We start from the raw sequence: 14,227 nt of genomic DNA, 5'->3' as shown, positions 1-14,227 counted from the left end.
CGCAACTACGATAGAACAAGATACGCAGATAGGGGGACATAAAGCATGACTGATACATACGATGATATCATACATCTTCCGCACCCTGCCTCTCCTACACATCCCCGTATGTCTGTTTCAGCCCGGACAACACAATTTTCCCAATATGCAACGCTGACAGGTTATGGCAATGCAGTAAAAGAAACGGCACGATTGACCAATCAAAAACTGGAGTTAGAGGAAGACAGGAAGGCAGCTATCAATGAAATGCTGATGCTGATACAGGCACAGATAGAACATAAACTGCAGGTTGCTATTACATACTTTAAACCGGATGATAAAAAAGACGGCGGGACTTATATTACTACGTATGGCCGTGTAGAATATTGGATGGTAACACATATGCTTCGCAATAAAGGAATATACATCAGTCACAAACGAGTAGGATAAATCTGGTGGTAAGAAGAACTGAAATTACTACAGCGCTAGCATAAGAAACGCAAATTATGGCTCTCAAACGGCAGTCGTGTTCGATTACGGGTTGATTATGCTAAAGAATGGACTGCAGTATTTATTCTTGCAGGTTTATTTTCTGCATCCGCGACCAATTATTTACAAACCATATTTAGAGTACAGTCGCCTTGCAATAAAAATGGCAAGATAAAAAATACAGCCTAAGCGATTTGAAAGCTTTTATTCAAAGAATAACTTTGATAATATAGTAATTTTAGAGTCTGAGTGGATTACACAAAAAGAAGCGTATACTCTTTCAAAAAAATTGCTCAAAAAATATATATTAATATAAGTTGAAATAACATGCAAAAGTTACTATAATGAATATCAAAGGAATCCATGTATAATAGCATTTGCATTACGTAGGGCACATGGAATCTTGTGATATTTGTGGAGTAAAAGCTCCATTTAAACGGAAAAACGGAACCCATTATCTTGAAGTTCATCATATTGAATGGCTGTCAAAAGGGGAAAATGATTTATTGGAAAATACTGTTGCGTTATGCCCTAATCGTCATAAAAATGCATATATTAAACTTGTTAAAAGACAAAAAAAGACTAAAGGATAAATACTAATTGACTATTAAATTGATTGTTTGAAATGTGTTACAGTGGCCGCAATCAATATAGATAAAAGAACTGAGAAAAAATCAAACGTATTTTTAGACATAAATTAATAATTAAAATCAATCATTCACAAAATATTTTTAAAATCGTGGACAGAAAGATGAGTTGCATAATCAAAATAGAGGGGGAAATGAATGAGAGTTGCAGATTTTTTTTGTGGAGGAGGTGGTTTCTCTGAGGGATTTCGCCAAGCAGGATTTCAAATAGTATTTGCTGTAGACAAGTGGATGCCTGCAGTTACAACATATAAAGGAAATAAACCTGGTGTAAATGTTATTCAAGATGATGTTATTAGAATTTCTGAGCTTGATGATGAAGCATTTGAACAATTAGTCCCAGATTCAGAAGTAATCATAGGTTCCCCTCCATGTCAAGCTTTTTCGCAGTCTAATAAATCTGGGAATGCGGATAAAACCTTGGGCATCAAACTTATAAAAGCATATTTACGAATTGTTGCGAGGAAAAAATACAAACCGAATTCAATTCTTAAGTATTGGGTATTGGAAAATGTGCCAAATGTAAAAAAGTATATTTATGATGACTATACTGCGGCGGATTTAGGACTACTTGGTGATTTCACTTTACATCCCAATAGAGGAGAGTCTGGGATTTACAATGCTAAATATTTTGGCGCGCCTACAAATCGCAAACGTTATCTGTGCGGCGAATTTCCGAAACCTCAGTCAACGCATACAGATGATGATGTAGTAAAGTTGCGTTCTGTGCTTGCATCCTTAGGTAAACCTTTAGCAAATTTCAATACTTCAATTACTGATATAAATTACCCTAATCTAACACTTACTAGAAAGGAAATGACTGATCATAGATACATATATGAACTAGCACCGTTTGAATGGAAAGTTGCTAAACGACTGAAACAAGATAAGGGGTATATGGGACGAATGTCATTCCCGGAAAATCTTGATAAACCTGCTCGGACAGTTTTAGCGACAATGTCAGCGAGTTCACGTGAAGCAATGATTTTTGAATATGGGAATAAGCGATATAGATTACCTACTGTAAGAGAAGCGGCATCAATGATGAGTTTTCCTATAGACTATTGGTTTTATGGAAAAACGAAAGCAACAAAACATACGCTTGTTGGAAACGCAGTACCGCCCAAAATGGCATATGCAATAGCAAAAGCAATTGCACTTGACGATAATGAAGAAATACCAAATCAGTACATTCCAATTCAACATGACAAAGCAATTAAGTTCGTGAATTTGAACGGAATGAAATTTTCTTTAAAAACAGAACAACCTAAAAGAACAGTTGCAAAATTCAAATATCATATCCCGTACCTGATTCTTTCATCTTATCGAGTTGAGTTGACAAATTACCATTCAGATTTTAAAAATAAACGATTTCGTTGGGATGTTGAATTACATTATAGCCAAGGGAAAGATAAAGCCGCTATGTTTACACCGACTATTACGAACGATTTAATTGACAATGTTTATAGAGAACGTGTTAATGAGTACTTGGAAAATAAAATTATGCAAGCTGTATCATATAATAGATTCCAAGAACTTTTTTGTATGACAACTACGCAACGGTATGATGTAAATCAGTTTGGTCCTTATGAATTATTAGATGATATCAAACTATTTATAAAACAAGCTATTCCTAAGGCGGCATGGACGGATATGATATCAACTGGGAGTTCCCCTCAGTGTTTGCCGCAAGCAATTATCATTGGTTACTATCTTCTTGATAACATTATTAAAGAAATGGGAGGTCTTAAATAATGGATTCTTCAACACGCAAAGAAAAACTTATGGAATTGCGAAATAACCAGAAACCGGTTATGACAGGGATACCCCTTCGTTACAAAGGAGCCACTCTCACGGAAAATGTTTACCGTATCCCGCTAGATTATTTGATTTACAATAAATATAATGGGCGTATTGGTTCTGATGTTCTTTCTTACGAAAAACAAAATGGTGTTCTTAAAGCAGAAAACGATGATGATTGTAAGATAATAGAAAAATTTCTTTATGAATCAAAAGAAGACAGGAACAAAACGACTATGAGAAGTTTATGCCAGAATGGACAACAGCGTTATGGTATAGTTACTTCCAATGGTATTATTATTGATGGAAATAGACGGGCAATGTTGCTCAATCGTCTGTTTCATAAGCGTACAGAACTTGGTTATGAGTTGGGACAAGTTGAACATTGCAGATACTTTCTTGCTATAATTCTTCCGGATGATGCAGAAGAAAGAGATATTCAACAGCTTGAAACTATTTATCAGATGGGTGAAGACGACAAGCTAGATTACAATCCTATAGAAAAATATTTAAAATGTAAAGGACTCAAACAGGTTGGCTTTTCAGAAGAAGATATTGCAGGTTTTATGAATGAAAAACCTGGACAAATCAAAACATGGCTTTCAATTTTGGAACTCATGGAGGAATATTTAAGAGAATATGATTATGATGGTATATATACCCGTCTTGAAAAAACAGAGGGACCTTTTGTTGATTTGGAAGGATATTTAGATTCTTATAAAAAGCAAGGTGCAAATATCAGAAATATGAATTGGACATATTCTGATTCTGATATTTCGGATTTAAAACGAGTTTGTTTTGATTATATACGTGCTCGATATGAAGGAAAAGAGTTTCGTGATATCGCAAAGACAGGAAAAGACGGAAGCATTTTCTTTTATAAGGAACTCTGGGAAGCGTTTTTACAAGAACATCAAGCAAAAACTCCGGGGGATGAAGAATCTGTTGACGAATTACGCAAACAACATCCCCATGAGGACCTTAGTAAATTGTTAAGAAGTAGAGATAATGATTGGATTGGACAATCAAAAGGGATTCTTAAAGGAAATCTGCGAAGATTCTCTAGAAAACTTGAAGACCAACAAGACTCGCATAAACCTGTAGAACTTATAGAAAGAGCACTTGGAGCATTGCAGGCAGTTGATTGTGAGCAAGATAGCTTTTCTACTGATCCACGTATCAAGGACATGGTTAGAGAAATCAATAATATTACGTGGACGATGAAGAAGCGATTAGATCGGAGTTGAGCAAAATGGCTACGATATCTATAAATGTAGATTCTCAAAAAAAAGAAATATATTTACTTGGAGATGTCGATGCTCTACGAAAACACCGATTTGCATGGGGATATATGAAAGATTATCTACATCCGACTGTAGAAGATTCAAAAATCATTATTTCTGTAGGAAATAATGATATAATGGATATATTATCAAAGGTCAGCAAGATGTTAGCTAAGTATAAATTTAATGAAGTCGAGAGTAAATCTTCAGAAAAAGTTCTTAATGATTTTTATGAAAAAAAACGCCAATTCACAACTTTTTCGAAAAAAGCTTGCCTTATCAGAAACAACAAGTGTGATACAGTTGAATTTCAGGAATTTACTAATATTGTTGTACATGAATTGTCTAACAGGTCTCTGTATCCTTTGCAGTTACTTTCGGCATATCATTTAGCATTTTCACAAAATGCTTGCAATTTTTCCGTTCCAGGTGCAGGGAAAACCAGTATCGTTTATGGAGCATATGCATATTTACATCATCTTCTTACTGATGATGTAAAATATATCGATAAGTTGTTGATAGTAGGACCATTGAGCGCTTTTGGACCTTGGGAATTGGAATATGCTGAATGTTTTGGTCATAAACCAGATGTCAAACGTCTTATTAGTGGAATAAGTAAGGAAGATAAGCAGAATTATTTGTATTCAAAACATACAGTTGAATTAACTCTTATTTCGTATGCTTCAGTAGTATCTTTACAAGACGACATTGGTTACTTTTTACGTAATAACAAAGTCATGGTCGTTCTTGATGAGGCTCACAAGGCTAAAAATTCTTCAGGAGGAATAATTGCACAGGCTATTCTTAGCTTAGCGAGGTATTGCAGAGCAAGAGTTGTATTAACAGGTACGCCGGCGCCTAACGGATATGAAGATCTCTATAATATGTTTAAATTTATCTGGCCAGATAAAAATGTTATTGGATTTGGAGTTAATCAATTACGAGATATGACTGCTAGAAGAAGTGATCCGCGAGTAAATCGTTTGATTGACAATATTTCACCTTATTTTATCCGTATCAAAAAAAGTGATTTGAAGATACCGCAAGAGACTGTGCATCCTCCTATTAAGGTTAATATGGGTCTAATACAGCAACGCATATATGATTTTATTGAAAAAAAATATATTGATGCAATGATAGAAGATGGGTCAGTTGATACATCTTCTCGTTTCAAAGCTATGCTTGCTAAAGCGAGAGTGATTCGTTTGATGCAAACGGCGACAGATCCTTCAATGTTACAAGCTCCGCTTAAGGAATTTTTAGAAGATGATGAGTGTCCTGGAGAAGCATATCAAGTTGTAAATGATGCCAATATTATGAGATCTATTATAGATTATGAAAAAATAGAAACCCCGATAAAATATAAAGTAGTTAAAGAACTTATAGAAAAAATTATTGCTAGTGGAGGCAAGGTAGTGGTTTGGGCCACATTTGTTCATACGATTCTTGGTCTCAAACAATATCTTGCAAAAACAGGCATCGAATCACAAGAATTATATGGTGCTATACCTGTTGAAAACGAGGGTTTGTCTAACGATAGTGAAAGTCAAATCATAACACGCGAACGAATTGTGCAAGAGTTTCAAGATCCTGATTGTTCATATAAAGTTGTTATCGCGAATCCATTTGCCGTAGCTGAATCGATATCTTTGCATAAAGCTTGTCATAATGCAATTTATATTGAAAGATCATTCAATGTTGCACACTTTGTACAGTCCAAAGATCGTATTCATAGATATGGACTTAAACCAGATGTAGAGACAAATTACTATTATATTTTATCAAAAGATTCTATTGATGAGACTATTGATACTCGTTTGACTGAAAAAGAACATCGAATGAATGATATCATGGAAAGCATGCCTATCCCATTATTCGATAATATTACGGAAGACCTTGGTGATGATGATATAAAGGCGTTGATCAAAGATTATGTTAGAAGGACTAAAAAATCTTAGTTTTCCAGGAAAAAAAGATGATTTGATATATTTTTTGAGGACTATTATAGGAAAACGCGTGCTCTTAGTGAACGATATTAGAGTACTCTGTTCTCATGCTCCCGGAATATATCAATTACCTGTTGATTCATTGATTTCTTATTGTATGAGTTTCGGATGGATTTTATGTGATGAATATATACGTCTTAATGAAGATATTTATCCGTATTTAGAATCATCTTCAGCTTTGAATGATGCGTTGATTAAATGTACAGTATGCACCTTATTTAAACAAAATATTTTTAAAGCTGATATGTTTTTCTATGACATTAAGGATTGTAACATTACATTTCGAAATGAATTATTACCATTGACATATTCTACCATCAGGAATGTTCTGATTAGTCAAAATTTTTTTACAACAAGCCGAAAAATACTGGCTAGTATTCATGTTAATCCTGAATTTGAGGATGTTATTTCAAATTTGTGCAAAGAAAGTACAAAGACAGTTTCTTTAGAACAATTAAAAAATAATCTTGAAGCAAATGCGATAATAGGAGCAAAAGCTGAAAAGTATGTTTTAGAATATGAAAAAAAACGTATAACGAATCCCATATTGTCGAAGAAAATTCGAATAATATCAGAAGTTGATGTGTGTGCTGGTTATGACATTGTTTCTTTTGAATCAAACGATTCCTCTGATTATGATAGATTCATAGAGGTAAAAGCTATTTCAGAGCGGAATGGATTTTATTGGTCAAGTAATGAATATGAGATTGCAAAATTAAGAGGAACACATTATTATTTATATCTTATTGAGTTATCAAGAATCAATAAGGATGATTATGTTCCAATGATTCTATCTGATCCGGCCAGTATCATTATGCTTTCAGAAAATTGGTTGGTAGAACCTCAAACATATCATGTTAGGAAAGTTTGAAGGATAATCCTAATCCTCCAGCTATGCTGGGGAGAATGAAATGAATCGTAATGTTACATTCGTGGAACTTAAAAACCCCATGATACCATGATTATGGTGTCGCAAGCCAAATCATGAACATGGGGGTATCCAAATGGATAGTTTAAATTTAGCACATGCAAAGTGGAAGTGCCAATATCATATAGTATTTATACCAAAATACCGAAGAAGGGTATTATATGGAAAGTTACGATTAGATATTAAGGAAGTCATCCCAAAGTTATGTGGTTACAAAAATATTGAAATTATTGAAAGGGAAAAGCGCTTTGATGATACATGATTTACATCCCGATATGTTTGGCAAATGGGACAAGGCATTTTGGGCACGAGGCTATTACATGGGCACCGTGGGTAATGTTACAGAAGAAGCAATTAGGAAATACATTGCAGAGCAAGAAATTTATGCCAAGGAAGAAGATAAACTAATCAAAAGTTTCTTTTAGAAGCTAAGTTGGTAACAGTGCTTGCGATGCCCGCCTTTTAGGCGCGTAAGTAATTGTCTTTATAGGACTAAGACAAACCACCATTTGAAGTGGTGGTTGTGAGTTACTATTTTAGGAAAAGATTCAAATGCATAGGAGCTATCATGAAACATCCACACTTTATTACAACGCCTGAAATATCCAAGAGAATGGCTCATGTCCACTTAAAAGGTGGAAAAACAGAAACTATGCTTGCAAAAGCTCTGTGGCATAAAGGTCTGCGATATCGATTGAATTACAAGAAGTTGCCAGGGTCACCAGATATCGCGATATTGAAATATAAAATCGCAATATTTGTTGATGGTGAGTTTTGGCATGGATATGATTGGGAAAATAGAAAATTAAGGCTCAAAACCAATCAGAAATACTGGAACGAAAAAATAGAAGAAAATATTAATCGAGATAAACGAAATAATAAACTTTTGCGACAATTGAATTGGCTGCCCGTTCATTTTTGGGAAAAGCAAGTGCACGCGAATCTTGACGTTTGTTTGAAAATTATTTGTGAGAAATGTAATAATGCAAGGTAAAATTATATTTATCGTTATACGGAAATTTCCTTTAAGGAAACGATTAAGAACACATGCCATTGTTCTTAATATACAAAAAGAATATGGGGTTTGAGGGCCTGTGAAAGTTTTTCTGTAAATAAAGATTTTTCAGGGTCTTCTATGATAAAATCATAGGAGGCCTTTATTATGGAAAAAGAAAAGAAACCCGTACACAAAGTACAAATGACAGAAGGAAAACGCAACATCATCCAACAACTCCTGCAAGAGTATGACATCAAATCTGCAGAAGACATTCAGGACGCCCTTAAGAATCTGCTTGGTGGCACCATAAAAGAAATGATGGAAAATGAAATGGATTAACACCTGGGTTATGAAAAATCAGAACGCTCTGCTAGTGATGATTATCGTAACGGGTATAAACACAAACGCATCAACAGTAGCTATGGAAACATGGATATTCAGGTTCCTCAGAATCGTAAATCTACCTTTGAGCCCCAGATCGTCAAAAAAAGGCAAAAGGATATCTCTGCTATCGATTAAAAAATCATTTCTATGTACGCCAAGGGCATGACCACCAGACAAATTTCGGATACACTGGAAGACATTTATGGATTTGAAGCTTCAGAAGGCTTTATTTCGGATATTACCGATAAAATCATGCCGCAGATTGAAGACTGGCAAAATCGTCCTCTTTCAGATGTGTATCCGGTCCTCTATATCGATGCCATCCATTACTCCGTTCGTGATAATGGCATCATTCGCAAACTCGCAGCATACGTCATCTTAGGCATTAATCAAGATGGTCTCAAAGAAGTTCTTACCATAGAGGTGAGTGAAAATGAAAGTTCTAAGTATTGGCTGTCCGTTTTGAATGGGTTGAAAAACCGGGGAGTAAAAGACATTCTGATTATTTGTGCAGATGGGTTAACCGGTATCAAAGAAGCAATCACGGCTGCGTATCCAAAGACAGAATACCAACGCTGTATCGTACATCAGGTGCGTAATACCATGAAATATGTAGCAGATAAGGATAGAAAACCATTTTATGCAGATTTAAAAACAATTTACCAAGCCCCAACGGAAGAAAAAGCATTGGATGCGCTGGAGCGTGTCACAGAAAAGTGGCATGAAAAATATCCGAACTCCATGCGAAGTTGGAAGCAGAACTGGGATGCCATTTCCCCCATCTTCAAGTTTTCAGCAATTGTCAGGAAGGTCATTTACACAACCAATGCAATTGAAAGCCTGAATGCAACCTACCGCAAGCTAAACCGGCAGAGAAGCGTGTTCCCAAGTGATACAGCCCTTTTAAAAGCACTGTACCTATCTACTTTTGAAGCCAAAAAAAAATGGTCCATGCCTATTCGGAATTGGAGACAAGTCTATGGTGAGTTGAGTATCATGTATGAAGGACGACTGCCAGAATAAACCACTGTATATGATGATCAACCGACGTATTTTTCGCTTGTACTTGACATGCATGGTATGTGCTGTTATATATAAATCAAGGGCAGAAAAAACCAGTAAGAATTTTCTGCCCAAGTATTATCATAGAAGACTAGTATTTACAGATTTTTATTCACACACTCTAAAAAAAACTTACCAATTGTGTCCACTAAATAACCAAAATGAATATGGAGTTTGAGATTTTTCAAATTCTTCAGACTGGTTTAGGTAGGTACACCATTTTGAAATACTGGCTTTAGAGCTCCCATATTCTGCGGTAATACTTTTGTATGTTTGGCCCTCTTGTAACCGAAAGCGTACGATGTTCTTTTTAAGGGATTCGTTATAATATTGTGGCCTTGTTTTCTCCCTTCGTAGAGATATCTTTTATTATCCACTCCTGTTACAACTTTAGTTTACCATAACAGTATTGACTTGAGCATAAGCTGTAGTTGTTATTTCTCATCATTTGACTTATATATTATATACATGACTTAGCAGTGTTACGAATGTCATCGTAACCCCCTGCAGAGGAACATAGTAACATAGAAAACAGCTGGCCCGGACTCGTAGCAGTCCGGGCTTTTTGCTGTCTGAATGAGGTAACACATATTTTACATATAATATATGAGGAGGAACTTGATCATGAAACAAGGACGAACGTTACAAGAAATAGGCACGGAGCTGACACGGCAACGAAAGAGTCGGAAAGATTTTTTGGCTGATACGCGGAATCTGGAATTGGAGACGACAGACGGGGTATCGAAACTAGCGGTACTACTTGGCAATACGGAGAAACAGTACACCGTTGGGCCCATCGCTCATCAGCAGATTGCATCCCGACTGCAGATCCCGTACCGGTACTATCAGAAGATGCAGCAGGAATTCCCCATGCTGTTGGATGAAAGTGTCAACGGTTGGTTCCGGCAGAGTCCGGAACGGCGCATGGTCCGGGTGCTGGATCACAGCGTCCGAGCATTTCTCTCCGACCGGTATCGCAGATTGGATCATTTGGAGTTATGCAGTGCGGTATTGCCGGTAATTCAGGAAATGAAAAAGGCCGAGATTACAAGCTGTGACGTGACCGATGCCCATTTGTATTTGAAGGTCATTAACCGGAAGCTGAAAGAAGAAGTAGCCGTAGGCGATGTGGTACAGGCCGGCTTTGTCATCAGCAATAGTGAAATCGGGCTGGGTAGTCTGCGGGTGGAACCGTTAGTATTCCGTCTGGTTTGCAAAAATGGGTTGATCGTCAAGGACTACGCCCAAAAGAAATATCATGTAGGGCGGCAAATCAATGAACAGCCAAACGATGCCTATGAACTCTATTCCGATGAAACACTGGCACAGGACGATAAAGCCTTCTTTATGAAGGTACAGGATATTGTCCGTAGTGCCGTCGATGAGACGAAATTTCATCTTTCTGTCCGTAAATTGCAGGAAGCTAAACAGATTCCACTCACTCATAATCCGGTAGAAGCCGTGGAAGTACTGGCAGATACCTTCCAGCTCAACCAGAATGAACGGGGCGATGTACTGCGCCAATTGTTCTTGGGCAAAGACTGCAGCCGGTACGGATTGATCAATGCGGTAACCGCTGCCAGCCAGTTATCCAAATCCTATGAACGGGCCACGGAATTAGAACGGATCGGTGGAGAATTATTAGCCTACCCGGTTCCAAAGACATTACTATCCGGGCAGCAGTCAACGAAACCCATGCGGAATGTGACACCCGATTTACCACGGCTGACAGTCGTCAAATAAACAGGGTTATGGACAGCTATATGATAACAACATATATTTCTATCATTTCATTACATCTATCTCTGGATACTATGGGTATCCGGAGTTTTTTTGATTAGGAGGAAATAACATGCGTCATACCAATACAACACGGCACCCGTTGACAGAAAAAGAATTATTGGCCACGTTTTTACCGAAGAGCTGTGTCAATCAGCTTCTGCGGGAATATCCAAGCTTATATCACATTTTATTGCATACGTCAGAAGCACAATTACAAGCCGTTCCCGGTGTCGGACGGAGAAACGCAAAACGGATCCGCTGCCTTCAAGAAGTCATCACGAAAGTAGAGGAAGAACGGACGAAACCGATCGCCAGCATCACCTGTTTGTCTGAGGCAATCCAATGTTTCCAGTTTTTAGCGGACCGGCAGCAGGAAGAACTCTGGGCCTTATTGTTAGATGCCAAAAACCATATTTTACAAAAGAAACAGATCACCATTGGTACAGTTGATTCATCTCTGGCAACGCCTCGAGAGGTATTCCATGCGGCCGTACAGCAGATGGCAGCAGCCGTGATTGTGATCCATAACCATCCCTCCGGTGATTCTTCCCCGAGTACACAGGATACGGCGATGACGAAACGATTATTGGAAGCGGGAATCCTGATGAATATCCCACTGCTGGATCATATCATCATCGGAAAGTATGATTGCTACAGTTTTCGAAAAGCCATGAGCGAGCTATGGAAAGAAGATGATGAGTAAGATGAACCAGCTGCAATTGATCATAGAAGCCAATCTGCCGGGACGGATGGCGCTGCAGGTTGGACGCATATCCCTCGGTCTGATCCAGACAAAAACAACACGGCAGGTATATATTGCCGTGCAGGATGAAGACCATGACGTAAGGGAGGTAACGCTTCCCAAAATAGAACCTACACGTAATACAGAACAATCCATCCCTTGCAATGGACTCAAAACTACAGTAGAAGGAAGCGAATAAGATGTCAGCCACACAATTTATCTGCCCAGACGGACAACATATTCCGATTCTGCAATGCCTGACAGCGTGTCCGAAACAAACACGCTGCATGTTTCTGCCAACACTCCGTGCCATTGCTAAATCGGTAAACCGGCCGATCACAGAACCAACGGTGACGGAACTCATTGCCGGAGTACGGGAAACGTATTTGAAGAAAACGATGCCCTATGCCGTATCCCCGCAGCGTATTCTCTATGCACTGCAAGGACAAGCCGTCCATACCATGCATGAACGCTGTACGCAGGGCGAGATTTTAAGTGAGATCCGATTAAAAGACCAAATTACCAGCGGTCAGTTTGATTTGTACGGGAAGATCCTTGATACGGAAGAATGTGTACTGGGGGATTTAAAAGTTACGAGCTCTTATAAGCTGATGAAAGCGTTGGGAATATATAAACAGAAGATTCCTACCGGAGAAATCTACAAAACTGGATCCAGAAAAGGACAACTAAAATACAAGACGATTCTTTGTCATGACGGCGTACGGCACGTATGGGATTGGGCTGTACAGCTTAACTACTACCGGATGCTCTTGGAACAGGCGGGATTTCCAGTACACCGGATGTATATTCAGGCACTATGCCGGGACAGCGGGCTGCGTATTGCTGCGGAACGGGGAATTGACCAACCGTTGTATATCATTCCCATTTATAAAATAAGCAACCGATGGATCAACCGCTATTTCAGTCGAAAAGCAGCACTGCTGCAACAGGCAAAAGATGCCAATATTCTGCCGCCCGTCTGTTCCTCCCGGGAACGGTGGCAGAATCAGAAATGTCTGGATTACTGTGATGGCAGGGAGTTCTGCTCCTATGGCAGAAAGCTCCAGCAGTTTAGAAAAGCCGGGTAACGACGACCTATCAAAACAGCATCTGTCCGTCTTGTCCACACTGTCCTAAGAAGCAAAGAGCCTATATAGAAAGTATATCCGTGTCTTTTAAATGGCGGACAACGTGGACAGGTGGGACAGTCTGCATATCATCGCTGAAATGTTATATAAAACAAAAACGAAAGGGAGAATAGAATCATGCCGAATTACGTGCAAAACAAGATGACGATCACCAGTCCCCATATCGGACAACTATGGGAGACCATAAAAGGCAAAGACAGTCTGCTGGATTTTAACCAAATAATTCCCATGCCACCGTCTCTACAGATCGAATCCAGCAGTGTGATGGAGCTGTCTTTTTATGCAGAGATATATCTGCAGGAAGGCATCATTCCGGACGGTCTTCGCAGCCGCTATGAAAAAGAACGGCATACGCATGAGACGATCAAAGCGTATCTTCGCCGATTGGAAAAACAACGGCAGATCAACCGGGACTTGGGAAGAAAAGCCTATCAGAATCAACAGCAATATGGATATACGGATTGGTATGGCTGGTCTATCGCACACTGGGGCACCAAATGGAATGCTATGGATGCAGTGATAACGGATCCGGATCATACCCTTTCCTTCCAGACAGCATGGGCTGCACCGATACCAGTCATCCAAAAGTTAGCAGCGATGTTTCCGGATAGTACGATCACACATGTGTGGGCTGATGAAGATATCGGCACGAATTGTGGATGGATGCGATATGAAGACGGGAAATTGCAGGAAGCATATGCCGCACCCAATCATTTCAGTACAGCGTACGAGATTTATGAAACATGCTGGGGACCATCCCCCTGCCTCTATACGGATGATGAAGGGCACAAACAGTATCACGGCTGCGAAGACTGCCATAATTGTGATGCTGCCGTGTAAGACGAAAAATTAGGTCGTGTCCGTATTGTCCGGGGTGTCCGCAAATTTTATATAGGTAAGTTTATGTATAGATAATATCTGAAAAGATAGGACAATATGGACTATGTGGACAACCATTATGTAGTAAAACAAGGAGAGTG

The 14,227-nt window shown here is 38.6% G+C and carries 12 protein-coding genes and 2 pseudogenes; all 14 read left to right on the top strand.

Features of this window, described 5'->3' with window-relative positions; genetic code table 11:
- Positions 1-45 precede the first annotated feature (45 nt).
- The 14 genes and pseudogenes from BLR11_RS08350 (at position 46) to BLR11_RS08285 (ending at position 14,087) form a co-directional block, all read left to right on the top strand.
- Complete coding sequence (locus tag BLR11_RS08350) at positions 46-429, top strand: YolD-like family protein (RefSeq protein WP_091650625.1); 384 nt, start codon at positions 46-48, stop codon at positions 427-429.
- A gap of 434 nt (positions 430-863) precedes the next feature.
- A complete protein-coding gene (locus tag BLR11_RS08345; RefSeq protein WP_218118752.1) occupies positions 864-1,061 on the top strand; it encodes an HNH endonuclease in 198 nt (65 codons plus the stop codon).
- A gap of 192 nt (positions 1,062-1,253) precedes the next feature.
- Positions 1,254-2,870: a DNA cytosine methyltransferase gene (locus tag BLR11_RS08340; protein ID WP_091650622.1), complete on the top strand. Its 1,617-nt coding sequence runs from the start codon at positions 1,254-1,256 to the stop codon at positions 2,868-2,870.
- A complete protein-coding gene (locus BLR11_RS08335) occupies positions 2,870-4,162 on the top strand; it encodes a hypothetical protein (RefSeq protein ID WP_091650620.1) in 1,293 nt (430 codons plus the stop codon). The genes BLR11_RS08340 and BLR11_RS08335 overlap by 1 nt, the downstream gene beginning before the upstream one ends.
- A 5-nt stretch (positions 4,163-4,167) precedes the next feature.
- Positions 4,168-6,156 (top strand): DEAD/DEAH box helicase, encoded by a 1,989-nt coding sequence (locus tag BLR11_RS08330; RefSeq protein ID WP_091650617.1) that lies wholly within the window; start codon positions 4,168-4,170, stop codon positions 6,154-6,156.
- Positions 6,131-7,075 carry a protein NO VEIN domain-containing protein gene (locus BLR11_RS08325; protein WP_091650611.1) on the top strand — a complete coding sequence of 315 codons (945 nt, stop codon included), beginning with the start codon at positions 6,131-6,133 and terminating at the stop codon, positions 7,073-7,075. The genes BLR11_RS08330 and BLR11_RS08325 overlap by 26 nt, the downstream gene beginning before the upstream one ends.
- A gap of 127 nt (positions 7,076-7,202) precedes the next feature.
- Positions 7,203-7,557, top strand: a pseudogene (locus BLR11_RS08320) (transposase).
- Positions 7,558-7,700: 143 nt separating this feature from the next.
- On the top strand, positions 7,701-8,126 hold the full coding sequence (locus BLR11_RS08315; protein WP_091650609.1) for a very short patch repair endonuclease: 426 nt from the start codon (positions 7,701-7,703) through the stop codon (positions 8,124-8,126).
- A 204-nt stretch (positions 8,127-8,330) separates the two neighbouring features.
- Positions 8,331-9,536: pseudogene (locus tag BLR11_RS08310) on the top strand (IS256 family transposase).
- A gap of 663 nt (positions 9,537-10,199) precedes the next feature.
- Complete coding sequence (locus tag BLR11_RS08305; RefSeq protein ID WP_143006415.1) at positions 10,200-11,318, top strand: DUF932 domain-containing protein; 1,119 nt, start codon at positions 10,200-10,202, stop codon at positions 11,316-11,318.
- A 109-nt stretch (positions 11,319-11,427) separates the two neighbouring features.
- Complete coding sequence (locus BLR11_RS08300; protein ID WP_091650606.1) at positions 11,428-12,060, top strand: JAB domain-containing protein; 633 nt, start codon at positions 11,428-11,430, stop codon at positions 12,058-12,060.
- On the top strand, positions 12,050-12,298 hold the full coding sequence (locus BLR11_RS08295; protein WP_143006414.1) for a hypothetical protein: 249 nt from the start codon (positions 12,050-12,052) through the stop codon (positions 12,296-12,298). Before BLR11_RS08300 ends, BLR11_RS08295 begins: the two co-directional genes overlap by 11 nt.
- 1 nt (position 12,299) lies before the next feature.
- On the top strand, positions 12,300-13,187 hold the full coding sequence (locus tag BLR11_RS08290) for a hypothetical protein (protein ID WP_091650601.1): 888 nt from the start codon (positions 12,300-12,302) through the stop codon (positions 13,185-13,187).
- 177 nt (positions 13,188-13,364) lie between these two features.
- Complete coding sequence (locus tag BLR11_RS08285; protein WP_091650599.1) at positions 13,365-14,087, top strand: DUF1281 family ferredoxin-like fold protein; 723 nt, start codon at positions 13,365-13,367, stop codon at positions 14,085-14,087.
- Positions 14,088-14,227: the final 140 nt, after the last annotated feature.

Origin of the sequence: Megasphaera paucivorans, from assembly GCF_900103535.1 — a bacterium.
GTDB lineage: Bacteria > Bacillota > Negativicutes > Veillonellales > Megasphaeraceae > Megasphaera_A > Megasphaera_A paucivorans.
Note: the sequence above shows the minus strand (reverse complement) of the source record. Positions and strands in the feature narration are given on the sequence as shown.

Bases quoted from the DNA above. Each gene is read 5' to 3' on its own strand.
- BLR11_RS08350 (WP_091650625.1), top strand. From the start codon at position 46: ATGACTGATACATACGATGATATCATACATCTTCCGCACCCTGCCTCT.
- BLR11_RS08345 (WP_218118752.1), top strand. From the start codon at position 864: ATGGAATCTTGTGATATTTGTGGAGTAAAAGCTCCATTTAAACGGAAA.
- BLR11_RS08340 (WP_091650622.1), top strand. From the start codon at position 1,254: ATGAGAGTTGCAGATTTTTTTTGTGGAGGAGGTGGTTTCTCTGAGGGA.
- BLR11_RS08335 (WP_091650620.1), top strand. From the start codon at position 2,870: ATGGATTCTTCAACACGCAAAGAAAAACTTATGGAATTGCGAAATAAC.
- BLR11_RS08330 (WP_091650617.1), top strand. From the start codon at position 4,168: ATGGCTACGATATCTATAAATGTAGATTCTCAAAAAAAAGAAATATAT.
- BLR11_RS08325 (WP_091650611.1), top strand. From the start codon at position 6,131: ATGTTAGAAGGACTAAAAAATCTTAGTTTTCCAGGAAAAAAAGATGAT.
- BLR11_RS08315 (WP_091650609.1), top strand. From the start codon at position 7,701: ATGAAACATCCACACTTTATTACAACGCCTGAAATATCCAAGAGAATG.
- BLR11_RS08305 (WP_143006415.1), top strand. From the start codon at position 10,200: ATGAAACAAGGACGAACGTTACAAGAAATAGGCACGGAGCTGACACGG.
- BLR11_RS08300 (WP_091650606.1), top strand. From the start codon at position 11,428: ATGCGTCATACCAATACAACACGGCACCCGTTGACAGAAAAAGAATTA.
- BLR11_RS08295 (WP_143006414.1), top strand. From the start codon at position 12,050: ATGATGAGTAAGATGAACCAGCTGCAATTGATCATAGAAGCCAATCTG.
- BLR11_RS08290 (WP_091650601.1), top strand. From the start codon at position 12,300: ATGTCAGCCACACAATTTATCTGCCCAGACGGACAACATATTCCGATT.
- BLR11_RS08285 (WP_091650599.1), top strand. From the start codon at position 13,365: ATGCCGAATTACGTGCAAAACAAGATGACGATCACCAGTCCCCATATC.